Raw genomic sequence first — 24045 nt, 5'->3', positions numbered from 1 at the left:
CAATGTGATCCTCTCTAATGGGTCGAGAATAGGGAAGGGGCGTAGTGAATGCAGAAGAGCAGGGAAATGACGGTGCTGAGAATGCCCAGTACGAGGGCGATGTTTGCTTGTGTGGCGCCTGTGAAATAGGGGCTAGCAGCGATCCAACGTTTGGCTTCGATTGCTTTACGAATGGCGATGGGGCCTAAAACAACACCTATTACAAAGAGGATGAGGCTGGCGATGGCGATTTGTAACGCTTCGGTGGCCTCTTGGCAAGGAACGGGCACAAAGTAGCTATAGTCCTCCGCGTCATCTTCGACCGAGCCCCGTGCTTTTGTTTGGCGCGATTTGGGTTGAACGTGCGGTGGAATCTCGGCACTTACAGCCTCTTCAGGCGCTTCTGCCGATTGAGATGGCTCGTGGGTAGGGGAAGCGGCAGTCTGTTGGGCAGAGGCTCTCTCTTGTACGGATTCACGGCTGGCGTGACCGAGAAGCGGTTCGCCAATCGAAGGCTCCGAGAATGTGGGCTGTGGTTGGGCTTGCGGAGATACGGTGGAGGAGGGCGTTGTCTCTGTTTCGAGCACTGTGGGATCGTTGAGAGCAACAGCAGGTGGCTCCAGAGCGGTAGTGGTAGGGCTGATATCCTCTTGTTGGAGAGCGGAATCGGTCGGTGCAGAAGCCCTTACGAGATTCGATTCCTCTTCCCTTGTCTCGATAACCGGGGGAGGCACGGGGTGCGTTGGGAGTGATTCGGGGGTGGGTAGCTCGAACACCTCGGGTGGGGCAAGCAGGTCGAGGACGTTGACGTCGGAAGGTTCTGTTACTTCAGGTGGGGCGGATACCTCTTCAGGTACCGCTATGGCTGATGGCTCTGCCGGTTCCGTATTATTATCAGCGGTTTTCTCTTGAAGCGCTTTGGGTGGTGAAACCACTTCAGAGAGAATGGGCGGGGGTGTTGTTGTGGCAACGTCGTCGGACTCCATGACTTCCTGCAAGAGGATAGGATCGGGCGGCTCGGGTACCAGCGGCACCTCGTCAGGTTGAGACCATTCGATGGGTGGTGGTGTGAGCAAGGTTGGCTGCAGAACAGGGATATCCGTCTGTAGAGAATCCTCTTTGATTTCATCGGAGGAGGTCTGTGTCCGCGCCTCCCCCGGTTGAGTGGTTGTCTCGACGACCGTTGCGGAATCGCTGGCAAGATTAGGCGGATTTACAGATGACAAATCGGAGGGGGTATCCTGAGCGGTAATCGGTTGATTGAGAGGCGGGCTGATGCTTTCCGGCCTCGAAGGCGCGATCTCAACAAAGGGCGGCAGCATGGCTGCTTGTGCGGATGGGGCTGCCTTCTGAGGTTCGGCTTCTGGGGAACTCTGCACTGCGTCGGAAGGTGCCTCCATAGAAGCGGCCGATGTGTCGGCATTTTGTTGAGTTAGCCAGTTGCGGGGCAGGCCGGCCAACAGTTTGGCTTCTTCTTCAGGAGTTAGAGAGATTTTACCGGCGCGTGCCCATTTGCGTAGGGTGCCGGAGGCGACCTCATAGTGTGGGTCGAGTTCCAGCGCTTTGCGCACCTCATTGGCCGCATCTTCCCATTTGCCTATGCGTTCCAGGGCAATGCCGAGGTTGTAGTGGGCTTGTGGCGAATGCGGCTTAAGAAACACGGCTCTCTGTAGAGCCGAGACGGCCTGGTCGTAGCGCCGGCAGTTATAATAGACGGCACCGAGTAGGTAGTGTGCTTTGAAGTCTTCGGGGTACTGCCAACAGGCGCTTTCCAACAACACACGCGCCCTTTCAAAATCCCCTTGTTTGAGTGCACGCAGGCCTGCCTCTCTTTGAGTGGGCATCGGCCATCTCCTTCATGTTCCTTATTTGTGGCGATCAGCGCAGTTTTACAACACGTTCATCCGTACGCAGGTCGCGCTGTTTCAGCAGATCGTGAATCGTTGCACAGAGATAGCGATTGCTATCTATTGAGAAATCGATTCGCAGGCGGGCCTGGGGCCCTTGTCCTGGCGGTATGAGGCGCAAAGTATCGCCCTCGTTGAGGGTGATAACGCACTCGGCCTCCTCGGCTTCGGTAGGTATCCAGTATTCATTGCCGTTGCTACGGCGCTTCCACGGCAGATTCATACGCCCCGCGTAGCCGACCTCGCAGACGGGGAGGCGGAACAGCTGCTGGCCTTCGGTTACGGCGTAGTAGCGTGTCTCAAAGGGCACCGGAGTAGGATAGCTCGTGCCCCTTCGGATCAGACGCTCATATTCGGCTTTCTGTTCCGCATCGTTATAGACGCGGATGGCGTAGTCATGGTGGATGATCTGGTCTACGCTATATCCGGCTCCGAAGATGGCCGCTCCCTTTACTACGGCCTCAAACGGCTCCCAGTAGTGAACTCGCTGAGGCCCGAAAAGCTTCTCGAAGAGATCGCGGACGCCGGGGAGAAGGGTCGAACCCCCAACGAGGAGAACGGCATCTATGTCGGCCTCATCAAGTTCATGACGGCAGTCGTCCAGAACCGCGTCGGTTAACACCTCGAGAGTGCGGTAGAGGCCGCGTTCTTCCAGCAGGTCAATAAACTCCTGGCGCGTAATTTCGATGCGTCCGGCACCTTGTAGGAGGAAAAAGCTGCTATCGGCGATGGAGGCCTTGTTACTAAGGTCTTTCTTAACGGCTTCGGCTTGAGCGAGAAGCACCGGTCGCAAAGCCATCTGATGAGCGCGTAGCTTTTGGCAGGCGAAGTCGGCAAGCCATTGGTCTACCGTTTCGCCGCCAAGTTCAGCGCCGCGGCCGGCCAGGAGGGTAGCGCGATGTTGGGAGGCATCACGACCGGAGGGGTGGGTAGGGTGTGTTCGAACAACGGCGAGGTCGAGCGTGCCTCCACCGAAATCCACAACAAGCAGATGCTTTTCATCGCTAAGGTCAATACCATAGCCGAGGGCCGCGGCCACCGGCTCATCGAGGGTGCGGAAATGGCTGACACCGAGTTTGCGGGCGATCTGGTAGAGTTCAGCCCGATAAGGCTCGTAGCTCTCCACAGGCACCGTCATCGTGAGATCGGTTACCTGTCCCTCCTTGCGCCACCATCGTAAGAGGCTAATGAAACGCTGTAGGCGCGTGCGGTGTGGGTCCGATTTTTGACGCTCGTATTCGGCGGTGGCGGCCAGCAGCTCGCGTAAAAAGGTGGTGGCGCATTGGCGAGCCGAAATGGTCTCTGAGCCTACCTGTGCAACGGCCTGTTGGCTTGCGCGGGCCAGAGTTCTCTTGAAGGAACGCGCGAGTGGGCCTAGCCCCTGCAGATCGAGCCCGTGCAGAATTTCGCGAGAGGCAAGGGCCGGCTTTCCGATAATAGCCCGCTGCGTATCTTGAAAAAAGATGGCCGACGGGATAAGAGGCGTTTGCCAGGCCGGCTCGTAATCCACCAGGTCTTCTAGGGCGATAGTTACCGCGTGGGTTCCAACCCACTTGGCGATGAGTGTATTGGTTGTTCCTAAATCAATAGCCCAATGTGTTTCCATACCACCTTCATGCGCGCTCGCACCAATATGCGCGTCTTTTTATATTATTGCCGCTTATTTCTTATTTACGCACAAAATGGCTCAAGACTTCAAGAGGTTTCTCTTTTTTAGACTCTGCCTGAGATGATGAAGGAGCGGTTCGTTGGGGGGAACGCCAATGGCCTCCAACGCGATGAGCGCGGCTCCCACCGCCGCCGGAAGACGAGCAGAGGTTATACAGGCATAGGGGGCTCGTCGCTTAATGGCGGTGCGGAAGGGGCGTAGGATGGAGCGACCTGCCCGAAAAACACCGCCGACGGTGCCAACGGTGACCTCTTGTTTCTCCATACCCAATCGGCAGATAGCGGTAACGGCAAGGAGAGCAAGCTCCCGACCTGCCTCACGCAAGATTTGTTGTGCTATGGCATCGCCTTGTGCTGCCGCCATCCCAACGATTTCGGACAGAGCGGCGATGTCGGGGCGAGAAAGCTTGCCGGAATAGAGGAGGGTATGAAGCTGCTTTAGGTTCTCCACCTCCAGGTGCCGTAGAATAAGCGGCTGTAGGAGAGTAGGAGGGAGGATGCCGTCGGCAGCGCGACAACAGGCATTGAGCGCCTTCAGAGCGATCCAGTAGCCGCTTCCTTCATCGCCCATAAGATAACCCCAGCCGCCGACAAGCGCCTCTTCCCCCTGCGCGTTGACACCGTAGGCAACCGAGCCGGTACCTCCAATAACAACAACACCCGGGCTACCAAACGTGACGGAATAAAATGCAATGCGTGTATCGTGACCGAAGATTATCTGTTCCGCAGGCACGAGTGGGGTACAGATGGCCTCCATAGCTGCAGAGCTACCAGTCATGCCTAAACAGGCGGCAGCTAGGCGACCTTGAGGCAGCCCGGCAGTGTTCAAAGCGCCCTGAATGGCATCGGTAAGGGAGCGTTGTACGCGCTCGATGCCGCCCGGCTCGTGGATGTGATTGGCAGGGCCGCCGATGCCGAAACCGAGCAGCTTGCCCGTTTCGTCGGCAACAACGGCCAGAGTGCGCGTTTGCCCTCCATCTACACCCAACACAAGGCGCATCTTTACTCCTCATCTCTGCAGCGTATTCCACCTACCAATTCACTTTAAGACCTCAGGATTCCTGCTTTAGAGAGCGCTTCTCGCAAGAGGAAAAATGGCAGCGAAGTATGGAAACCCCTTATAATAGGGCTAGAATGAATGTGCGAGGAACTTTGTGAAAGGATGTCGCGGAAGCTTTTATGCGTGTGGATTCCATTCATCACTTATCTGTCAGAAAACGAATTGTGGGCTGGTTGGCGTTCTGGCTGCTGCTTGTATTGCAGCGAAGTTGCACGGCGGCACCACGTATTGTTCTGCTCATTGTCCCCGACCTTACCTGTGCCGATTTGAAAACACTCCCTCTCCGCCCGGCTATGCAGGCGTTTTCGTCGCAGGGAGTATGCGGCTGGATGGTGTGTCGGGCTGCATCAAACGTGCCACGCAACCTGCTGAATGCAAAGGGTGCCGATCGGCTTGCTTCGCTGTTGTTGAGCCTAGGAACGGGCTGTCGTGCAGTAGCGCCACCCAATGGCATTTTGGCAGAATATCCCCCTACATCCATGAACAGATTTGAGGGAAGCGCGTTGAATGTGGCCTTGCTCCGACAATGTTATGAGGTCAACAGGCGCATCGGGTACCCGATAGATATCGGTCTCTTAGGTGCGTTTGTGCACCTCTATGGCGGGGCGACTGCGGCCTTTGCGGATGCTGACAACAACGTCCGTGCGAATGAGGCTTTGCTGGTGGCCATGGATGCGGATGGCTTTGTGGACTTGGCAGGGCCTCGACTCTTTTGTGCGAGGGCAAACCTCCTGGCACCGGAAGGCGCAGAGGCGGATGTTGACAGAATGCTTAGGGCCTTCAATCAACTGCCGCCAAATACACGCCTGACCGTTATCAGCTTCTTTGATCTGCAGAGAGCGACAGAGGAGGCCACTTCCTGTCTCCCTTCTATGGTCGCGACATATCGTCGCGAGGCGCTAGGGCGGCTAGGTCGGTTGATGCTGGGTGTGATCGAGTGGGTTCGAAGCCGTCCCGACGCCATTTTCTGGTGCTGCGCTCCAGGCCCAAGTTCCAATGCAACGACAGGTGAGCGTTTAGCTCCGGTGCTTTTAATGGGGCAGGGAGTTCCACATGGAACGATCTTTCCCCCTTCTACCCGGTGGGATGGGCTTGGGGTAAATACCGATCTCTTGCCCACAATCGCACGACAGCTTGGCCTACACCGCATACCGCGTAGCGTTGTAGGGCGTGCTTGGGAGTTTAAAGCAGGGCGAAGCTTCTCCTACAAAAGTTTTTGCGACTATTTTCGGTCGCTTGTGATGCAAGCCGAGTTGCAGAATCTTTATGGAGGCTTGCCAACCCTACAACTGTTGTGTATTTTGGGCGGCGTGGTATGCTGGAAACGGCAGAAGCTCTCACCATCGGTTTTTGGATTGATAATCGGACTTTTGCCTCTTCTCCTGCTTGTGCTGCCGGCATTGTTTGCTTTCAATGAAATTACCGCCGGAATCGCCTTAGGGATCAGCTTGATGGGTCTTGCTGCTCTGGGGGAATGGATGTGGCGTACCCAACGGGACGCCGTATCGGTATTTAGGACAATGGCCGGCGTTTTCGTAGTATGCGTGGTCGGAGATCTGCTAACAGGCTCTCATCTTATTCGCCGGGCTTGGATGAGCTACTCGATGATGGAGGGGGCACGGTTCTTTGGTATTGGCAACGAGTACATGGGTGCCTTGTTCGGGGCTGCGTTGGTGATGTTGCCGTGGCTGATAGGGGAAAAGGGAAAATGGCTAAAGGCGGTAGTAGTCTATGCTGTTATTTTATTTGTTGTGGCGTGGCCGCAATGGGGAGCAAAGGTTGGGGCGATACCGACAGGGATCGGGGCATTCGGTCTTGCTCTCTTCGCTTCGATAAAAGATCGGGTTGGCTGGAAAGAGATAGCCTGGCTTGGTGTGCTGGCACTGCTGCTTTTCGAGGGTTTGGCGTTAATAGACCTTCATTTTCATGGTGCCAATGAATCGCATCTCGCGCGGGCTTTGAAAGGTGAGGGCGGTGGAAGTTTTGCCGTAGTCGTTTTGCGAAAACTGAGGATGGAAGGATTTCTATTGTTCCATAGTCCATGGGCGGCCGTTTTACTAGGCAATCTTATGGCTACGGGTTACCTCCATCGTTTACAGAAAGCGCAGCAGGGAGTTGTGGAACGCGCGATGTGGCTGGGATTTTATGGAGGCGTTGTCTGTTCCCTGTTGTTCAACGATGCCGGCGTTCCGGCGGCGGCCCTGTTAGCGCAGCAGGGGTTAGGGCTGGTGTTGTGCGAAGGAGGCAGGCGAACCGAGAGACTGTCCGGAGGGATTTCGTGATGGCTTAACTTGCACAAGATAGGTTTGATGCGGTATACTTCCGAAACGAACCAGGATACTATTACGCTCTAAGCGTTAAGGGGGGGAGCATCTTTGCCCAACATTAAATCGGTTAAAAAGGATGTTATCAAGTCACGTAAGAATCATTTGAGGAACGTGGCGGCCAAGTCGGCCATGAAGACTTTTATCAAGAAGGCGCGTCTTGCCATAGACAGCGGCGCTGCAGAAGAGGAGATTGCGAAGGCCATACAGCTTGCCTATAAGGTGATTGATAAAACCGCCGAGCGGGGTATCATCCATAAAAACCAGGCTGCGCGGCGTAAGTCTCGGCTCATGAAGTACTATCATAAACAGTTACAGCAGGCCGGTCAAAACGCATCTTGATTAGGATCGTACCTTTGCTTCCCTGAATAGCCCCACTATCTCTTAGAGATAGTGGGGTTTGCTGTTGATAGGGGTGTGGACGCGAGGGATAGAACGAGAATTTGAAGGTTACGGGCCGGGTCGGCTCCGAAAAGCCCGATATCGAGGACTGCCGCACCTTTATTGGCGGTGTCGCATTCTAAGAGCTGATCCATGGCGGCGGCTAAGTCGTGCCACGACCACTGTTTCGCCAGATCGAATAGCTCTCGTGCTTTCCAGTGCATCCCGGTGATGGAAGCCTCTTTAGGCAATTCTGCAGCGATATCCTCCGGCAGATGGGAAACTTGGTTGGGGCTAATGCCCAGCTCAATCAACAGCTTGGCCTGCCATAACAAGCGGAACTGGCGGGCAAGCAGCGCAAGAAACTTGGCGGCTACGGCCTGCGGTTTCGGCTCATAACGATGAAGTTCGGCGAGGAGTTGGAGCGCCAGTTCCGCTTGACGCTTAACGACGGCATCAACCGCAGCGAAGATAACATCTTCTGGGGTATCGGTGGCAAGCGTTTGTACGTCGGCTTTGGTGATCACGGGGCGTGTGCCGCTATAGGCGAGCAACTTGGCCAACTCCTGCTCAAGCGTGTGCAGCTCGTGACCGGTGGTTGTGAGTAGAAGTTCAAGCGCTGCCGGCTCAAAGGTTTTGTTTTCCTTCTGAGCTTTTTGTAGGAGCCACTTTTTTAAGGTATCAGCGGAAGGCGATCGACAGGAGACCAAAGCTCCTTTTTCTCCAATAGCTTTATCGAGGCGTGGGGTAAGGACTGTCTTGCGTTTGTCCTCATCATTCTGTGCAGCAACGATGAGGGCTACGCAGCAGGAGGTTGGAAGATGGGAGATAGCTTCGGCCAGTCTATCGGCCTCATTGGATCGCGCCTTTTCGCGCCAAATCTCCGCTCCGTGCACGACCACGAGCCGCCGGCTAGAGCCGAACGGGGCCTGGCACGCCGCGGCGAGAATGGCATCGAGGGAGGTGGTAGCGGCGTCGAGAACCTCATAGTCAAACTCGGCAAAAGACGGTTCGATGAGATGGTGTTTGAGAGCAGCGATGGCCTCCTCTTTGAGCTTATCTGCCGATCCCCAAAAAAGATAGATCGGGAGCAACTGTTTTTGCCAGAGCAGTTGCGGACTACTGGGGGTGTAAACAATCTCTCTACTCATCGAAATTTCGGCGCGGAGACTGTCGTCTTTAGGCGACAGAGGAAGCGCCCCCTCCTTTCTTTGTTGACAGTTAGCGAATAATTCGGTCTCAAGACACCCTCCTGAAGGAGAGGCTCGCGACGGGTCCGAAGACTCGTCGGGCTGCTGTAAACCAGCCCCTACCTGCTGTCTTTAGGCGGCAGTTTACTTGCTTAGGTAGTGGCCGGTGCCGTTACCCTAGAGGCAGGGGCGGCATAGTGACGCAGCAGAGCACGTAGTTGAGAGATGTGCTGTTTCATCCTATCAACCTCTTCCGGTGACAGTTCACGAGGGCTGTAGCGAGCCTCGGTATAGAGTTGGGTAATGACTCCCATAAGGGGTTTCCAGTCTCCATCTCCGAGTGTTTGTGTGAGCGCGTGGAGATACTCGTCGGGGGTCATAGAAGAGCCGCGCGCAAGACCTTTACGGGCGAGGAAATTGCAAAGCTCAAGATACTGAGCGATGACATCGCGGTTTGTGGCAAAGCGTTCAGGTGCGAGGAGTGCAGCCCGACGGCGCCAGTGAAGGCGTCGTCCTAGTTCGTTCCACAGCACAAAGATCAAGAGAGCGATCACGGTACAAAAGATGAAGGCGGGCAGGGCGCCATGTGCGAAGCACCACGAAAGAAAATCCTTGATATGGCCCATCAGTCCGGGGGAGGTAGTCACCTCTTGAGCACCCTCTGTGGCATCGAATGGAACCCAGCCGATTTTGGGGAAGAAAACCTCCGCCCAGATGTGCTTATCTTTCTCACGTACCAGGTAGGTATTATCGCCACGCACTTCGCCGGTGATGAAACCAGAGGCCAAACGCGCTGGGATGCCTGCATAGCGGCATAACATGACCATAGCAGCCCCAAAGCTATCACAATAGCCCTGGCGCGCTTTAAAGAGGAAGTAGTCCACGACATCTTGATCGGCAGGTGCCGGCGGAGCATGCAGGTTGTATTTGCAATGGCCGGCAATATAGGCTCGAATGGCGGATGCTTTATCGTAGTTATTGTGAAGCCCTTTTGTGATCTGCTGAGCGAGTTTACGTAAGGCCGGATCGTCATGTCCATTCACTGCAGTTTGAAGGCAGGTATCGCGAATAATGGAGGGGATATCGTTGATCGAAGAGGGTGCCTTGCGTAGAATGGACGGATCCTCGGTGGGCACGCGTGATACGACGGTATAGGTCGTCTGAATGTGCAGCGGGTCGGGCGCGCTGAGCTTTTCTGAAAGTGGATCGTAGGCCAGCGTGTTATAGGGTACGTCCAATGAACGAATATTGCCCGCGCCATAGATTTGGAGAATCGTTCCCCCTACGATACGCACTTGCTGCTTGATCTCCATGCTATGTTGCATTTGGGTATCGTCTAATTCCATCGGGCTTTGCGGAAGGAGGAAGTGATGGGGCGAGGTATCCCTAGACTCCATGGGGCCTGTAATATCCTCATATTGCTGAATGCGTTGCGTGTCGGATTGTTCTTCAGGGAACAGTTGTTCGGTGGACGACGACCCAGACGCGGCTTCAAAACCGATACCATCGTAGAAGGTTAAAACCTCGCCGCGCCAGTAGAGCGGACGTGAGGAGGTTACCTCAAAAAGCGGCTGATCGCTGCTTGTGACAGGCCCGCTAGCAACACGAACATGGTTTCTCTCGCTAACCTGCACTTGGGTGCTCGGTGAGTTCGAAAGCGGTAAATAGTGTGGATAGTAGGGGGATTGTTGGAATATAGCTCCGAAAAGGGCTTGTCCCATCGCGCGTAAGGGTGTAGCGACGATATTAGAGAGCACCAACGTACAGAACAGGCAAGCAAGCGCAAGAGCGATCTGGCCGGAATAGAGCGAACGTTTTTGTTTTGGAGCCGTGAAGATGCGCGTATGGGTGGTTCGCAGGTAGTTTTCATGGATCAGGAGAAAAATGGAGGCCGCCACGAAGACAAGAAAGTCTTGGTGGATGACCGGGTCGGGATTTCGAGCGCTCACCAGGGCGAGCATAGTCATGCAGGGCACGCAGGCAAAGAGGACGGTTGAATCGTTAAGGAGGGTGTAACTATGTAGAATGGATGCCCAGACAAAGAGCTGCAGCAGTCCGAGGATGCGATCATCGGTCTGGTCTTGATTAAAGAAGGGCAGGGTGGAGGGATTCACGAAGGTAACAAAAGCGAGGCCTATCATAAGGAGAAGCAGCCCCACGGAAAGCGTTTTGACGCCACGGCGGCGAAGGAGGTAGCTTGAGGCGTAGCCAAATATAGCGAGGAGGTAGATAAGCTGCGCTCCGGGGCCGTTGTAGGTATAGTTCACCGCAAACAGTCCGCTAAGCGTAACGGCCAGTCCCGCGAGATAGAGCAGGATACTTGGACGTTCTTCTGGGGTTGCCGATGAGGTAACCTCAACGGTGCGAGGCGTGGCTTCTGGGTTCATAGAAGTGCTCCTTTATAACAAGCCCTGCTTCCGCTTGATAGCTTAGCAAGAGGGTTTGCGCTTTAGCCGCGGCGAGAGAGGAGAGAAAGTTATGGAAATTGCCGGTTGTTGGAGGGGACTCGGGGAAAGAAGAGACATCAAAGCCGATAACAAAGGCGCGGATGCCGAGTGCCGTGACGATATCGGAAAGCACCTGCGGGAGGGCAGGGTCTTCCGTTGTGGTAATAAGCACGAGCACAAGGCCGGGCGTGAGAGAGGGATAGATGGCGGAGATAACATCGCTGGGCAAGATTTCACCGGTAGCCTCAACCCGAGCCAGCTCGCCGAGCAAAAGGTGACGGTGGGTCTGACCTCGATCTCCTCCGGTGTCGAGGAAGCCGGCCGGCGCACGTCCATCGGTAATACAGAGCCGGCTCCAGGCTCCGGCTTCGAGGGCTTCCGTAAGCAGCGCTGCAGCCACTTTAATCATGTACTCCAGTGGGGTCAGGGGTTCTATGCCTTTATCGCAGCCGCGATGGGCATCGAGGAGCAAAACCAGACGCGAGGACTGCATCTCCTCAAACTCCACGACATTAAGCTGACCCGTTCGGGCGGTTTGGCGCCAATGAATTCGGCGAAGGGGGTCTCCTGGCACATAGGGCCTGACGCCGGAGAGGTCTACGCTTGTACCTTGACGAAAAGAGGCCACGATCTGTTGTAGCCCAAACTGCTCGCCGCCGCCTATAACGGTTTGAGGAAGTTTATATGGGGAAGGATAGACGACGAGTTCGCCCTCTGTTGCCACCGACTGCGTAAATGCGAATACCCCGAGCGGATCCATCGCGGAGACATGAAAACTATTTGTGTTATAGACGCCACGGCGTAGACAGCGCACCCTGCGAGCGACACGGACGGTGCCCTTTGCGGGCACATTAAAGAGCGGCTCCTCTTCAACGGGGGTAAGCCAGGGCGGAAACTCCTCATAGGTGCTGAGGAAAAAGCGCATAAAACGGGTGTCATTTGAAACCACATAGACGATATCGATCTCTTCCTCTTCCATAGCGGCAGAAGGGAGTTCGCGTTGAAATGTAAGCCCGCGCAGCATAGCCCAGCCCGCAAAATAGGAGATAGCAGGCAGGGTGATGAGGATGGCAGCCATATAGTAGAGATGTTGGGCCGGCGGGATCACCGTGGCTACAGTGATCAGGCAGAGCGCTCCAAAACCGAGCACAATCCATTTGCTATGCTGCATGCTCTAACCTATCCTTCCTCAACGAGGCGCTCACTAGTCAACCGGCACGCGAATACGCTGTATGGCCTCTTCCACGCAACTTTGAGGGGTTGTACCCCGCAGTCGGAATTCCGGTCTTACAATAATGCGATGAGCGAGCACGGCCACCGCAAGTGTTTTGATGTCATCCGGTTTCACATAGGTGCGGCCTCTTATCGCCGCTAATGCCTGCCCGGCGTGCATCAGGCACAAGGCGCCGCGCGTGCTAGCCCCCAACACCACTTGGGGCTGGTTTCGCGTATAGTTTACAATATCTAGCACATATTCTTGAAGGCTTGCATCCACGTGAACTTGGCGCACCTGTTTTTGGATGGCGACAATCTCTTCGGCATGGGTAACAGGTTCGATCTGTTCTAAAGGGCGGGTATGTTGCTGCTGAGATAGGATGCGTCGTTCAGCGGCGCGATCGGGGTAACCCATGGCCAGGCGCGCCATGAAGCGATCAAGTTGAGCTTCGGGGAGGGGATAGGTGCCGGCCATTTCGATATTGTTCTGAGTCGCGATGACAAAGAAGGGGGAGGGAAGGGGAATCGAGTTGCCATCTATGGTAACTTGGCGTTCTTCCATCGATTCGAGCAGGGCGGCCTGGGTTTTAGGTGTTGTCCGATTGATCTCATCGGCAAGCACGATATTGGCGAAGAGCGGGCCGGGACGCACCTCGAATTCCCCCTGTTTTTGGTTATAAACGGAGGAGCCGGTGATGTCGGCAGGGAGGAGATCGGGCGTGAACTGGATGCGTTTAAAGGAGATGCCCAAAGCGCGCGCCAGCGCTTTGGCGAGCGTGGTCTTGCCCACACCGGGGATATCTTCAATGAGCAGATGGCCTTCGGCTAGCAGCACGGCAAGCGCCAACTCGACCACTTCGCTTTTGCCGATTATGGCCGTTTCCACGGCATTGGCGATCTGTCGCGCTTTTTGTGCGAGGTCTTCTGGTGTCAAGTTGCAACCCTTTCTGAAGTCTGGTAGTGAGGATAGGTTCGGTCTGCGAATTCCAGAGATTTGCCAGAGATATATATTCCGATACGAATTGCAAAGGCAAGTCTTCTTCTTCAATGAGGGCTGCGTAAGGTATAATTTTCAAAAGCGCCGCCTCTATCGGCGCTAATCGCTTTTTTTAGATGATAGATTTCCATGTCAGATCGCGATGTTAGGTTTTTAGATCAAAATGCATCGGTAGCAACCCAAGAACGCTGGCCGCTAACGCTGAGGGGGCTGTTGCGTCAAGGGCCTCTGCCGGCTCCTGAGGACAGTATGGAGCGGGCGTTACATCTGATGCGAACCTATGGAGTAGAAGCCTTGCCGGTAACGCTTGACGGCCATCTGATGGGTATGGTGAGGCGCGAAACTCTGTTGCGTTACGCCAAAGAGAAGGGACTAGATGATGAGGTAAAGTGGGCCTCTGTGGGCGACTTTATCGAGCCGGCCGCGGAGACCGTAGCGCCGGAGACCTCGCTAGATATGTTACGCGAGCGCTGGCATAGCCGTTTAGACCAAGGCCTACCGGCGCTGCCGGTAGTGGATAAAGAGGGCTACTGCCTGGGCTATGTTCATCCCCTCGACCTGTTCTTTCCCGAGCCTGTGTGGCGTCCGCAACTTCCGCCTATTGGGGGGATGGCCACGCTGTTTGGGGTCTACCTTACCGATGGCCGCATCCAAGCCGGAGCATCCAATCTAGCTCTTGTGGCAACCGGAGCTTTTATGGGTCTGCTCATTTTCGGAAGCCTATGGCTTTCGAGCTGGGGACTAGAGCGACTGGCCTTGTTAGTCCCATCTATTCCTCGTTGGGTTTTCAATATGAATGCCGCACTTCAGGAGGCTCATCCGTGGTGGTCGGCTTGCGCGGTGTGTGTGCGTAGCGTTGTTATTTTGCCTTATCTCCTTTTGATGCGATTTTCGGTGCTGGCAGGCTATCACGCTGCAGAGCACCAGACGGTTCACGCCATAGAGCGCCAGGAGCCGCTTGTTGTGGCAGTCGTTCGGCGGATGCCTCGGGTACACCCGCGCTGTGGCACGAATCTGGTGGCAGCGATGGGAATATTTGCCTTTGTGGCGGAGCTGGCCAGTTGCTTCCCGTGGCTGCAGGATGCCGCTATCGTGCTTGCAGGCTTGGTGACGCTCTTCACATGGCGTCGTGTCGGGGCTTTTTTGCAGGCCTGGTTCACCACGCGTCCTGCGAGTGTGCATCAGTTGGAGAAGGGCATTCAGGCCGGGCAAGAGCTGATCGAACGCTACTTGCAGAGCTATCCAAAGCGGCCACATATTCTCCGAAAAATATGGTGTATGGGGCTGCTGCAGGCCCTTATCGGAATGGGAATTGTTGCCCTTCTTATCTCTTACATACCCTCCCTCAGCGCGTTTCTGCGCTAGGATACGATCGTTTTTATCTTTTTCGAGGAGTGGCTATTAGGTGATTACGGAAAAGCTGGCAAACATCCTCAGGCGAGCCGTTTTGGCAGCGCGTGAGGCCGGTGAGCTAAAGCTGACAACAGATGATTTCACGGTAAAACTCGAGATGCCCCCGTCAAAGCAGTTTGGGGACTATTCAAGCAACCTGGCGTTGACTCTGCGTAAATTCACCGATGTGGCAGATAGTCGCGCGATTGCCGAGATCATCCGTCGGCATATTGAAGACCCCGATAAGATTATTGAGCGTGTGGAGGTGGCGGGGCCGGGATTTCTTAACCTGTTTTTGAATCCAAACTGGCTTTACGACACCTTGGTGCGCATTGAGGAGTTAGGAAAAGACTATGGGCGCTCTCAGGCGCGAGTCGGTCAGAAGATTCTTTTGGAGTTTGTTAGCGCGAACCCAACCGGCCCGATCAGCGTTGTAAACGGTCGTGCGGCGGCGCTGGGCGACGTGTTAGCCAACTTATTTGCAGCAGAGGGAGCCGAGGTACAGCGAGAGTTCTACGTAAATGATGCGCTCAACTCGTTGCAGCTAGAGCTTTTTGCTCGGACGGTGAAGGTTCGCTACTTGCAAGAGCTTGGCTATCCCATTGCGATGCCGGAAGGCGATGTGGAGACCGAGCCTTCTACTGGGGATGCGAGTAAGCCGATCATTCCCTTCCCTAAAAATGGCTACTTGGGTGAATATGTGCGCGACATTGCCCGACGTATCGTAGAGGAGATCGGAAACCGGTACGAGACCGCGGTGGTGAAGGAGCTGCTTGGAGACGAGGAGACCGCGAGTAGCGAGGCGGAGGAGAAAGATCGATATTTTCGAGAAGCCACACTGCGCATTATCCTGGAGTTGCAACGGCAGGCGTTGGAGGCGTTTGGGGTTTTCTTCGATCGTTGGTTTTTCGAGAGTAGTCTCTACGAATCGGGAGCGGTAGAGGAGGTCATCCGCCTCTTTACCGAGCGTGGATATACCTACCGCAAGGATGGGGCACTTTGGTTGAAGACATCCGCCTTTGGCGACGATGAAGACAGGGTTTTGGTGCGTTCAAATGAAAAGGCCACCTATATCGCAGCGGATGCAGCCTATCATAGAGACAAATTTGAGCGTGGCTTTACCCACCTCGTAGATATTTTTGGGGCCGATCATCACGGCTATGTCGCCCGTTTGCGGGCTTCTGTGGCGGCCCTTGGTTATCCCGTGGAGCGGCTATATATTATTCTTACCCAAATGGTTTCGCTGATGCGCGATGGAGAGGCCATTATTGGAGGCAAGCGAAAAGGTGCCATCATCGAACTGAAGGAAGACTTGGTAGATGAGATCGGTCGTGATGCGGCACGCTTCTATTTCCTTCTGAACTCCTATGAGACTCCTGCCACCGTGGATGTGGAGTTGGCCAAGCGTCAATCGAACGAAAACCCCGTGTACTATGTTCAGTATGCGCATGCGCGGCTTTGCAGTATTCTCCGAAAGGCAGAAGAGATGGGCATTGCCGTATTGTCGGCAGCGCAGGTAGACCGGAATCTGCTGACCCATCCGAGGGAGCTAGAGGTTTTACGAAAGCTGGCCGACTATCCTGAGGAGGTGGCAACGGCCTCGGAGCGTTTTGCCCCTCATCGCTTAACGCGCTACGCAATAGATTTGGCCAGCCTGTTGAACCTGTTTTACGAGAACTGTCGGGTCTTGCCTAATTCGCAGGGAGAGCCCGATCGTTCTCTTGTGCAGGCTCGACTGGCGTTGGTGAATTGCGCTCGGATAGTGCTGAATAACCTATTGGGCTTACTCGGCGTTTCCGCACCCGAGCGAATGGAGCGTGCCGATAACAACGCAGCAGAGGAGGGGCGTGAAATTGACGGCTCTTAAGTTTTGTGCTAAACTTTAGGCTCATATGCCGACTTTGAAGGAGGCCGATGCTCTTACGGGAAGGCAATACGGTCTCCATAAACCGTTGAAGAGGACAAAGAGGATATCTCGTACCCTATGTATGCGCTCAACTTCTATTCGGAGTACTATGAGGAGGCTTTACGTACCGGTCGTAAAACAGTGACGATTCGTCTTGGGGATAAGACCGATAAGTATAAAGCCGGGATGATCGTTTGGGTGACGATAGGGCCGCGCTTCGGAAAGCGTCAGAAGCTCTTCACTGCCATATTGGATAGGGTAGAGGTAAAGACCATAGATGCTCTCTCGCCGAGAGAGATTCAAAAGGAGAACCCGGAGTTCCGCTCTGTGGATGATGTTGTGGCTCTTCTCAGGCGTATCTATTCTAGCGATATCTCCGTTGAAGACACGGTTACGGTGGTACACTTTTCGCCGGTAGAAGAGTATCCGCTACCTACTTAAGGAAAGGCTTCTGTGTGGCATCGGGATAGTTATGCACAAACGCCATCTTTTATGCGCACTTGGGTTTCTTTGCCTGCAACTCCCCGGTCTCTATGGCCGCGCCCAGGCAGTAAGCTCTGACCGTTTTCGTGCAGGAACCTATCGGCCTGCTGCAGCCTCCTCGGCGTTTACATGGCAAGTAACGGCAAGTAACACACTTAATTGGAACAGTGTGCCTTACATGCCTGTGGGCATTGCCTTTACTCCCTCCTCTTTTAAGGAGGATACACCCTCTGCTTGGCATTCGGATGAAGCCTATCTCGATGCCCTCAAAGCACACGGCATTACCGATGTGTTGATAACCCCACCAGGCTCTCTTGTGGAGGTGTCTCCATCGGCGGTACAGCGGCTCATAGATGCGATGGAGGCGCGAGGTTTCCACTATGGCATTGGGTTTGGGAAGGGGATTGAGCAGCCACTCACCGGTTTTGAAGTGCGTCCGGCGGTCTACCGATTTGACGATCCAAACCGCAATGTGGCTTTGTGGCAGGTGAGCCATGCGCAATCTGCAGCCTATTTTGTTGTAGATGCTGCGGCCGATAGTAGGCTTATCGGGGCCGGGATGGCCACGATCAATGGCGGTGTGGCAAGCATCTCGCTGGATGATTTTCATGGAACGGCGCATCCTGTCGCCTTGCTGTTGCCTTTGCTAACACTCACTCCAGATGCCGATGGAGTTAGCCTGCCGGACGTGTGGGGAGAGTTCGATAGCTATCGTGACCGTCTTCTAGGCCTGCTGCGGCAAATCCATTTTGGGGCGGGCCTGCGGTTTTTTCTTGACCCGCTGGGGCCAACCCTTGGTTTTAGCGACGAAGCCCTTTTTATGGTGCCTAACTCAGAGATGTTTCGGATATCGTGGGAGAGCTACCTCTCTCGCAAATACGGCACGCCCGATGCTTTGACGGCCAAGTGGCAGCTCTCAAAAAGCTTTTCCTCTCTCCAAGAGATGGCACGTCTGATCCCATTATGGTCTTTAGGACGTGGCTTTCCCTACTTCTACGACCCTGCAACGGGCGATACCTATCGCGTAACACAACCTACTCTCTCCACTTGGTGGGACGATTTCTCCGATTGGCGTGCTCAGACTCTGCGGTATGCGTTAAAAACCATTGCAGATGAGTTGCAGCGCTATGTGGCCGACGTGCCGGTTGTCTACAGCGGCGGGCTGCAAAGTCTGTCCAACGTTTCGTTGAACGACTCTTCGCCACCCGATGGATTGGCCGCAGCTTTTTCGCCTGAAGAGCCACCTTCCCTCAATCGCTCGATGGCGCCGCTTTACGGTGTGGCTTCGCTAAGTCGTCCTCCACGATGGCTCATTGCGGTACCAGAGGGCACCGCAGGTAGCTACGCTTCCTACACCGATCTGATAGGGCAGTTGGCAAGTCTACAAAACCTCGGGTTTAAAGGCTTCTTCGTTACCGGAGTCACACCGGATCATCTCGATTGGCTTAAGCGGGCGGCGCATACGCTAACCGATTCGCCTATTGCCGCTCTGCAAACTCCACGAGTGCTGTACTATCCCTTTCAAGCGCCAGGCCCAGCGTTTACCGGACAGGTGCCTGGAGACGAATCGGTATTTTGGATACCGGCTCCGGTTCAGGGGACGCTTGACGACTGGTGGCCCTCGTTTAGCGGCTATACTATCCATCTTCCTAGCGGGTCGGAGACGGTTCTGGTCTCGCTTTTAGGGCCTCGTGTGGTTCGCCTTCAAGTGCCGGACCCGCACATAGCACGTGCCTTTACACCGGATGGTGCCCCCGTTCCCGTTAAAGTTGTAGGAAAAGACCTCATCGAAGTTCGCTTTGCGAATGTGCCGCTCGTGTTTACCGGGGTGGGGGAAAGCCCAATCCCAACAGAGGCTGCCACCGATGCTGTAACCTTGGTGACGATGCTATTGCCTCATGCTAGCAAGGCCGATCGGGCGCTCGGAGAGTTGCAGCGTGATCAGGCAGCGATGCTTCTGCGGCGCAAAGACTACCTAGGTGCCTACACGGCAGTACGCCCTGCTGTGGAGGGGCTAGCAGCGGCGCTTAGTCCTTTTATTTGGATCGAGGGCGAGAACCCTGCATTAGACAATTTTACCGAGATCGCGCAGAATGCGGGCGCTTCCGGAGGAGCCTATCTGCGACTTTCAACTCCTGAAGAGCCTTTGCAGATCATTCATGAATACGCGGCGCGATATACTTTCGAGGTAAATGCATCCGGCGATTACGACATTTGGCTCGCCGGCACGATTCCGGGGCCGCAAACGTCCCCGTTCACTTGGTATATCGATCATCAACCTCCTCAACCTCCTACCACCACAACGCCGGCGGGGCCGCGTTATCTTAGCGGATATTTCGGTTGGATTTACTTAGGCCGAGCGTCCTTATCACAAGGCTCACATGCGCTCTCGATCAAGATTGCCGACACGGCGCCGCGGACGAGGCTCTACACCTTCTCCATTGACGCCCTGCTCATTACGCCATCCTCCTTGCCGTTCACACCGCGTACCACGATACGCCCTGTCCCCTTGCCCGCCACCGACATGCCTAAGTTCTTGAAAACGATTGGGATCCAGGCAAAGTAGGAGCAGGTTTCAAACCCGCCCCTACATGTTAGGGTGGAGCACGATAAGCGTGATGGAGTTGGCGGGATAGGTGGCCTGGAAGCCCGTGTTGGAGACGGTTAGATTTGGTTGGCGCTCAATGGCCTGCAGATTGGCTCCGCTGTAGCGATAGACCTCTGCTGTGCTCTTCGGGTAGAAACCGGTGAGATGAAGTTGACTGGTGAGGTCGCTGTCGGTTTTGTTGATGATTACCAGCGTTAAGGCATGATCCTTCAAGCGCTGAGCCCCATAGATAGCAAGCTGATCTTGGTTCGCGCTGACAGACTGAACCCATATGTCTCCATAAGCGCTACCCTTTCCGTCGTAGTTGCGGTAGATACGAAAGGCATAGGCGCCGGGATCGGTCGCTTTGGGGGAACCCCACAGTGTGGCAAGGTCTAGTCCTTCCCGCCCGAAGATACCCAGCACATCCGCTTGCGCTAGCGCTCCGTTAAGGGTGTTCAGGGCGCCGAAATTATATTCGGTGATGGAGATTTTGCATCCGGGGAAGAACTGGCTTACCCACTTTTTCATAGAGGGAATAAGCGCGATAGGGCCGAAGTACTTTCCTATCCAGTCTTTCTCGACGTAGGTGGGGTCCCAAAGAGAGCGTGTGGCCCGCAGACGCCACGCTTGTACGGCGGGGTCGTTGTCGTTATCGGGAAGTCCGTCATCTTTGGTGGGATAGTAGTGCTCATCGAGGTAGTCTAGCAGACGGACACCGGCTTGTTCCGAGGCTTGATGCAGCGCCTGCAGATAGTACTGGACGTTCCAAAGGTGGCCCGGGTTCTTCTCCGGCGATCCGCGATAGGCTGCAAAACCGAAATCACCGGGGCCAAGAACTTTGGCCGTTGGGTCCACCTCTTTCACGGCTTTCGCGAAGGGGATCGTCCTTTCCACGATCTCGGTATAGGTGGGCTGGTTAGGATGGACATCGCGATGGGTATTCGACCAACCGAACGGCTCGTTGTCCATTTGGTAGATCGGCACTCCGCCATGGGCTGCCGTACCGAACTTTTGGACTAGGTGCCGTATCCACGTTTTTTGGAAGTCGGGCGTGTTTACAATGTGAATGCGCAGGATTTGGTCGGTGGTTAAAGTAATGAGGCTTCCATCGGGGCGAACGCCGTTACCGGCATCGGTCTGTTTGCCGTTGACGATAGGATGAACATAGGGGTTGACCGCCTGTTGCGGACCAAAGATGGAGACGGGGAAGGAGCAGTCCCACTGTGAGACCTTATTGATATACTGGATGATAGGGATGGTGATGATGGGGCTAGCTCCTACTGCGAGAGCGTTTTGTACGTATTCGTCGGAGGATTGGCCTGGTACAGGATTATCCTTGCCATCTCCGGCCATGAAGAACCAGTCTCCACCAGCATTGGAGGCGTCTACTTTCCAGTTATAACGTGTGGTGCCGTCGCCACCCCATCGCGTAGCCGGCAGTCTGATCTCTTTAGCCAAACTAGGATCAATACCATATTCGTTAATGCCATAGATGTGTGGGTTGATGGGGTGACGCTGAAGCAGTACATTGACATGAAGAGCCGGGCCTTGGGAGCGAGAACGAATCTGAAGCGCGAGAGGCGTTAAAAACCCGCCTATAGCACCGGTAAGCAGTGTTCGCCGTGAAAGCTGGGCGTTTCGGGCAGAAGAACGTTTTCGTGATTGCATTGTTACCTCCAGAGGGTTTGTTTGAAGGGTTTCGAGACGCGCGCGATAGGAAAAGTAAAGCGCTTTACTTATAACAACAAATATTCTACCCCACCGGTTCCAAATAGGGTGAGCCTATTTCGAGTCGTCTGAGTGGTTTCGCTCAAACAAGATGCGGAGACCGTCCAGGGTAACGAGCTGGTCAACGATCTCAATCGTTCGACTTGCGCTGTGGATCAGTTCTGCCAAACCTCCTGTTGCAATGACGCGGGCGTTCTGCCCGATTTCACTGCGTATTCTCTCTACCATGGCATCGGTTTGGCCGGCATAACCGAAGACGAGACCACTTTGAATGGCGTGGACGGTGTTGGTTCCGACAGCTTTTGGAGGAGCGGCAAATTCCACCCGGAAAAGGCGAGAGGCTTGGCGGAAGAGCGCATCCATCGAGATGCCGATGCCGGGCAGGATCGCCCCGCCTAAATAGTCGCCATTAGGAGCGATGGCATCGAAAGTGGTGGCCGTTCCAAAGTCCACTACGATGGCAGGGCCGCCATAGCGGGCGAAAGCGCCCACCGCATTGCAAAGGCGGTCGGCTCCCACATCGGAGGGTGGTGAGTAGTGGATGGTGATACCGAGTTGAACATGAGATGTAACGATGAAGGGCTGTACGCCGAAATAACGTTGTGCCAGTTCCACCAAAGTGTCATTCATTGTGGGAACGACGCTTGATAGAGCCACATGATGGATATCGCTAAGATGAAGCCCATTGTGTTCGAGCAGCGCTTTGATAAGCACAAAATGCTCGTCGGCGGTGCGATCGCGATCGGTATGAAGCCGCCAAGGACCGATGATTGGGTCTCGATGATTGGGATAGACCCCGAAGACGATATTGGTGTTTCCGACATCGAGCGCGAGCAACATGGTGGTCTACTGTCCTAGTGGGTTCAGCACTATCGTTCGACCGAGGTTGGCTTGCAGGTCGAAGAGAACGAGCACGGGAGTTTGCTTCTGTCTTCCAAGAACAGCAAGCAGATGCCCATCTGGTGAGAAGGAGGGCAGGGTTGTTGGAGGGGAAGTAAGCGTGGTGACCTTCTGAACCATGCTCCCTTTGATATCTGTGAGCCAAACTGTTACTGTGGCAGGCGATTTGTGTTGAACGGTGACAAAGGCGATGTGGGTTAGGTCGGTAGAGAGCACAGCCTGTATCACGGCATCCACGGCGTCGTGCGGATTGGGATTGACTTGGGGAAGGCGATTGGGAAAATCGAGTTTGCGCAGACTGCGTGCGTTGATGATAAGTTCGTAGAGCGAGAAGAGAATATAGTGGGTGTTTGGGCTACGGCGTATCCAAACTACGCGACTACCGTCTGGCGAGACCACGAAACCGAGCACATCGCCGGTTTGTGTTAGTTGTGTTGGAATGCCTGCATCTACGAGCCAGAGGTCTCGCTTCGTGCCGTCTCCGCCTACAAGGAGGACGTTATCGGTTTCTGGCACCCATTGTACGGGCGGGCAGGTGCCGGCCAAATGATGGAAAGGAAGTGTGATAGGCTTTATGCGATAACCCCCCTCTCGGTAGTCTATATGCAGAATGAGTTGGCCGGCATCGTTGCGGCAGACCGCTGCAAGCGTTTTAGAATCCGGTGCCCAACTTACAGGAGCCTCGAGATGGCTTTCAATGGGGATAGTTTTGCCGGTAGGTATATCCATGAGCACCAGATCGCCACTACCATTACGATAGGCGAGCGTTTTGCCATCTGGAGAGAAGGCAAAGAGAGAGCCAGTCGCGTTATTGGGCAACAAAGGGGTGGGGGTAGGCGCAACGGCAGCAGAGGCTGAAGTAAAGTCAATGCGTAAGGGGGGCGTACCCTCGATAATCAGCTGTTTGGCATCAGGGCTCCAGACTTGCGCGGCTGCAAAGGTGGGCGTCAAAGCCACCGCGCAGAAGGCAACAAAGCGCGCAACGTTTCGCACGAATCTTTCTCCTTTTTTAGAACGTGAAGATTGCAAAGAATGCCGGTACAAAGAAGAGTACCGGCCTTAAGTTAACTTTTATTATGTCGTTTTCTCAGCTAGGAGTCAAGGATTGGATTGTGCCACTTGTCTCTGAGCAGCGGACGTGTCTAGCAGATCGGACAGAAAGATTTCCGAGGAGCGAGCTTTGGCATCAAGCTCCTTACGATTACAAAAGAAGTAGGCGAAGGTCTCTGCAAACCCCTCCTCTGGTGAGGTTGCTGCATAGCCGGTTATGAGATGGTGTTGGGCTTTTTGTTGCTGCCAAAGTTGGCGGTAAGCCTCACGTTGGGCATGATTCAGAAGCTGGTCCCACACGAAGTGCCCGTATTCGTGGGCGAAGACCTCGATGGCGGCGTCTCCGTGGAGTGTATTCAAGAGGCTGATAGTTGCGTCGGCATCTATCCGCTCGCCTCCAAACTGATAGCAGCCATCTATGCCGTCGGCGTTGGCAGGCACTTTGCCATAGGCCTCTTTGAAAATCTGCACGAGCTGCTGATGCGAGACCTCTTGCACGATGATGATCTTGTCGGTTTTCCAAACGGCAGGCAGTTGGTTGTAGAAGGCCTGCCATTCACCGGCATGGGGAGCATCATCGTAGAAGCGGAGTTCGGCCGAGACCGGTTTGGTGCGTGTTAGGCCGGCCAACATGGTGGCAATAAAAAGAGTTCCGATATAGAATCGCATTGTTCGGTTTTGTGATGTCATAGTCGTATCCTTCAACGTCATCGAAGTGAGCGTACTTACCCAGCAAATAGCACTGTCTGCAATGAAGGGTGTGTCTATTTTCGGTTATGGAGGCACTCAGCTTAAGGGCAGACGGAGGATGGATAGGGGGAAGGAAAA

Annotated in this window: 17 protein-coding genes; 6 read left to right on the top strand and 11 right to left on the bottom strand. The window is 54.7% G+C overall.

The features are described 5' to 3' along the window. Positions 1–14 precede the first annotated feature (14 nt). The 3 genes from VKV18_RS10305 to VKV18_RS10295 form a co-directional block, all read right to left on the bottom strand. Complete coding sequence (locus VKV18_RS10305; protein WP_324204121.1) at positions 15–1823, bottom strand: tetratricopeptide repeat protein; 1809 nt, start codon at positions 1821–1823, stop codon at positions 15–17. A gap of 34 nt (positions 1824–1857) precedes the next feature. After that, positions 1858–3492 carry an Hsp70 family protein gene (locus VKV18_RS10300; protein WP_324204120.1) on the bottom strand — a complete coding sequence of 545 codons (1635 nt, stop codon included), beginning with the start codon at positions 3490–3492 and terminating at the stop codon, positions 1858–1860. Positions 3493–3573: 81 nt separating this feature from the next. Beyond that, complete coding sequence (locus VKV18_RS10295) at positions 3574–4554, bottom strand: N-acetylglucosamine kinase (protein WP_324204119.1); 981 nt, start codon at positions 4552–4554, stop codon at positions 3574–3576. 179 nt (positions 4555–4733) lie between these two features. Between VKV18_RS10295 and VKV18_RS10290 the strand changes: the two genes are divergently transcribed. After that, complete coding sequence (locus VKV18_RS10290; RefSeq protein WP_324204118.1) at positions 4734–6896, top strand: hypothetical protein; 2163 nt, start codon at positions 4734–4736, stop codon at positions 6894–6896. Between the two features lie 93 nt (positions 6897–6989). Next, positions 6990–7280, top strand: a complete 291-nt coding sequence (gene rpsT / locus VKV18_RS10285; protein ID WP_324204117.1) for a 30S ribosomal protein S20 — start codon at positions 6990–6992, stop codon at positions 7278–7280. A gap of 35 nt (positions 7281–7315) precedes the next feature. On the opposite strand, the gene holA is transcribed toward rpsT, so the two are convergent. The 4 genes from holA to VKV18_RS10265 all read right to left on the bottom strand — a co-directional run bounded on the left by holA (position 7316) and on the right by VKV18_RS10265 (position 13105). Beyond that, positions 7316–8470, bottom strand: a complete 1155-nt coding sequence (gene holA / locus VKV18_RS10280; protein WP_324204116.1) for a DNA polymerase III subunit delta — start codon at positions 8468–8470, stop codon at positions 7316–7318. A gap of 191 nt (positions 8471–8661) precedes the next feature. After that, positions 8662–10896, bottom strand: coding sequence for a transglutaminaseTgpA domain-containing protein (locus tag VKV18_RS10275; RefSeq protein WP_324204115.1), 2235 nt, complete (start codon positions 10894–10896; stop codon positions 8662–8664). Beyond that, complete coding sequence (locus VKV18_RS10270) at positions 10865–12127, bottom strand: DUF58 domain-containing protein (protein WP_324204114.1); 1263 nt, start codon at positions 12125–12127, stop codon at positions 10865–10867. Before VKV18_RS10270 ends, VKV18_RS10275 begins: the two co-directional genes overlap by 32 nt. Before the next feature lie 33 nt (positions 12128–12160). Continuing rightward, positions 12161–13105 carry a MoxR family ATPase gene (locus VKV18_RS10265; protein ID WP_324204113.1) on the bottom strand — a complete coding sequence of 315 codons (945 nt, stop codon included), beginning with the start codon at positions 13103–13105 and terminating at the stop codon, positions 12161–12163. Positions 13106–13297: 192 nt separating this feature from the next. On the opposite strand from VKV18_RS10265, the gene VKV18_RS10260 reads away from it, so the two are divergent. From VKV18_RS10260 to VKV18_RS10245, 4 genes are all read left to right on the top strand, one after another. After that, positions 13298–14533: a DUF1385 domain-containing protein gene (locus tag VKV18_RS10260; protein ID WP_324204112.1), complete on the top strand. Its 1236-nt coding sequence runs from the start codon at positions 13298–13300 to the stop codon at positions 14531–14533. A gap of 40 nt (positions 14534–14573) precedes the next feature. Beyond that, on the top strand, positions 14574–16427 hold the full coding sequence (gene argS / locus VKV18_RS10255) for an arginine--tRNA ligase (RefSeq protein ID WP_324204111.1): 1854 nt from the start codon (positions 14574–14576) through the stop codon (positions 16425–16427). A gap of 117 nt (positions 16428–16544) precedes the next feature. Further along, positions 16545–16907 (top strand): ASCH domain-containing protein, encoded by a 363-nt coding sequence (locus VKV18_RS10250; protein ID WP_324201417.1) that lies wholly within the window; start codon positions 16545–16547, stop codon positions 16905–16907. 31 nt (positions 16908–16938) lie between these two features. Beyond that, positions 16939–19515, top strand: a complete 2577-nt coding sequence (locus tag VKV18_RS10245) for a hypothetical protein (protein ID WP_324204110.1) — start codon at positions 16939–16941, stop codon at positions 19513–19515. Positions 19516–19536: 21 nt separating this feature from the next. On the opposite strand, the gene VKV18_RS10240 is transcribed toward VKV18_RS10245, so the two are convergent. The 4 genes from VKV18_RS10240 to VKV18_RS10225 form a co-directional block, all read right to left on the bottom strand. After that, on the bottom strand, positions 19537–21207 hold the full coding sequence (locus tag VKV18_RS10240; RefSeq protein WP_324204109.1) for a glycoside hydrolase family 44 protein: 1671 nt from the start codon (positions 21205–21207) through the stop codon (positions 19537–19539). A 114-nt stretch (positions 21208–21321) separates the two neighbouring features. Next, a complete protein-coding gene (locus VKV18_RS10235; protein WP_324204108.1) occupies positions 21322–22107 on the bottom strand; it encodes a type III pantothenate kinase in 786 nt (261 codons plus the stop codon). Between the two features lie 6 nt (positions 22108–22113). Then, positions 22114–23160 carry a WD40 repeat domain-containing protein gene (locus VKV18_RS10230; protein ID WP_324204107.1) on the bottom strand — a complete coding sequence of 349 codons (1047 nt, stop codon included), beginning with the start codon at positions 23158–23160 and terminating at the stop codon, positions 22114–22116. A gap of 105 nt (positions 23161–23265) precedes the next feature. Further along, on the bottom strand, positions 23266–23907 hold the full coding sequence (locus VKV18_RS10225; protein WP_324204106.1) for an anthrax toxin lethal factor-related metalloendopeptidase: 642 nt from the start codon (positions 23905–23907) through the stop codon (positions 23266–23268). Positions 23908–24045 lie beyond the last annotated feature (138 nt).

Source organism: Chthonomonas sp. (assembly GCF_035294505.1).
GTDB lineage: Bacteria > Armatimonadota > Chthonomonadetes > Chthonomonadales > Chthonomonadaceae > Chthonomonas.
This window is presented reverse-complemented; position numbering and strand designations above follow the sequence as displayed.

Coding starts and splice junctions, on each gene's coding strand:
- holA (WP_324204116.1), bottom strand. CDS start 8,470: ATGAGTAGAGAGATTGTTTACACCCCCAGTAGTCCGCAACTGCTCTGG.
- VKV18_RS10245 (WP_324204110.1), top strand. CDS start 16,939: ATGCACAAACGCCATCTTTTATGCGCACTTGGGTTTCTTTGCCTGCAA.
- VKV18_RS10240 (WP_324204109.1), bottom strand. CDS start 21,207: ATGCAATCACGAAAACGTTCTTCTGCCCGAAACGCCCAGCTTTCACGG.
- VKV18_RS10235 (WP_324204108.1), bottom strand. CDS start 22,107: ATGTTGCTCGCGCTCGATGTCGGAAACACCAATATCGTCTTCGGGGTC.
- VKV18_RS10225 (WP_324204106.1), bottom strand. CDS start 23,907: ATGACATCACAAAACCGAACAATGCGATTCTATATCGGAACTCTTTTT.
- VKV18_RS10295 (WP_324204119.1), bottom strand. CDS start 4,554: ATGCGCCTTGTGTTGGGTGTAGATGGAGGGCAAACGCGCACTCTGGCC.
- VKV18_RS10260 (WP_324204112.1), top strand. CDS start 13,298: ATGTCAGATCGCGATGTTAGGTTTTTAGATCAAAATGCATCGGTAGCA.
- VKV18_RS10275 (WP_324204115.1), bottom strand. CDS start 10,896: ATGAACCCAGAAGCCACGCCTCGCACCGTTGAGGTTACCTCATCGGCA.
- VKV18_RS10300 (WP_324204120.1), bottom strand. CDS start 3,492: ATGGAAACACATTGGGCTATTGATTTAGGAACAACCAATACACTCATC.
- VKV18_RS10290 (WP_324204118.1), top strand. CDS start 4,734: ATGCGTGTGGATTCCATTCATCACTTATCTGTCAGAAAACGAATTGTG.
- VKV18_RS10250 (WP_324201417.1), top strand. CDS start 16,545: ATGTATGCGCTCAACTTCTATTCGGAGTACTATGAGGAGGCTTTACGT.
- VKV18_RS10305 (WP_324204121.1), bottom strand. CDS start 1,823: ATGCCCACTCAAAGAGAGGCAGGCCTGCGTGCACTCAAACAAGGGGAT.
- VKV18_RS10270 (WP_324204114.1), bottom strand. CDS start 12,127: ATGCAGCATAGCAAATGGATTGTGCTCGGTTTTGGAGCGCTCTGCCTG.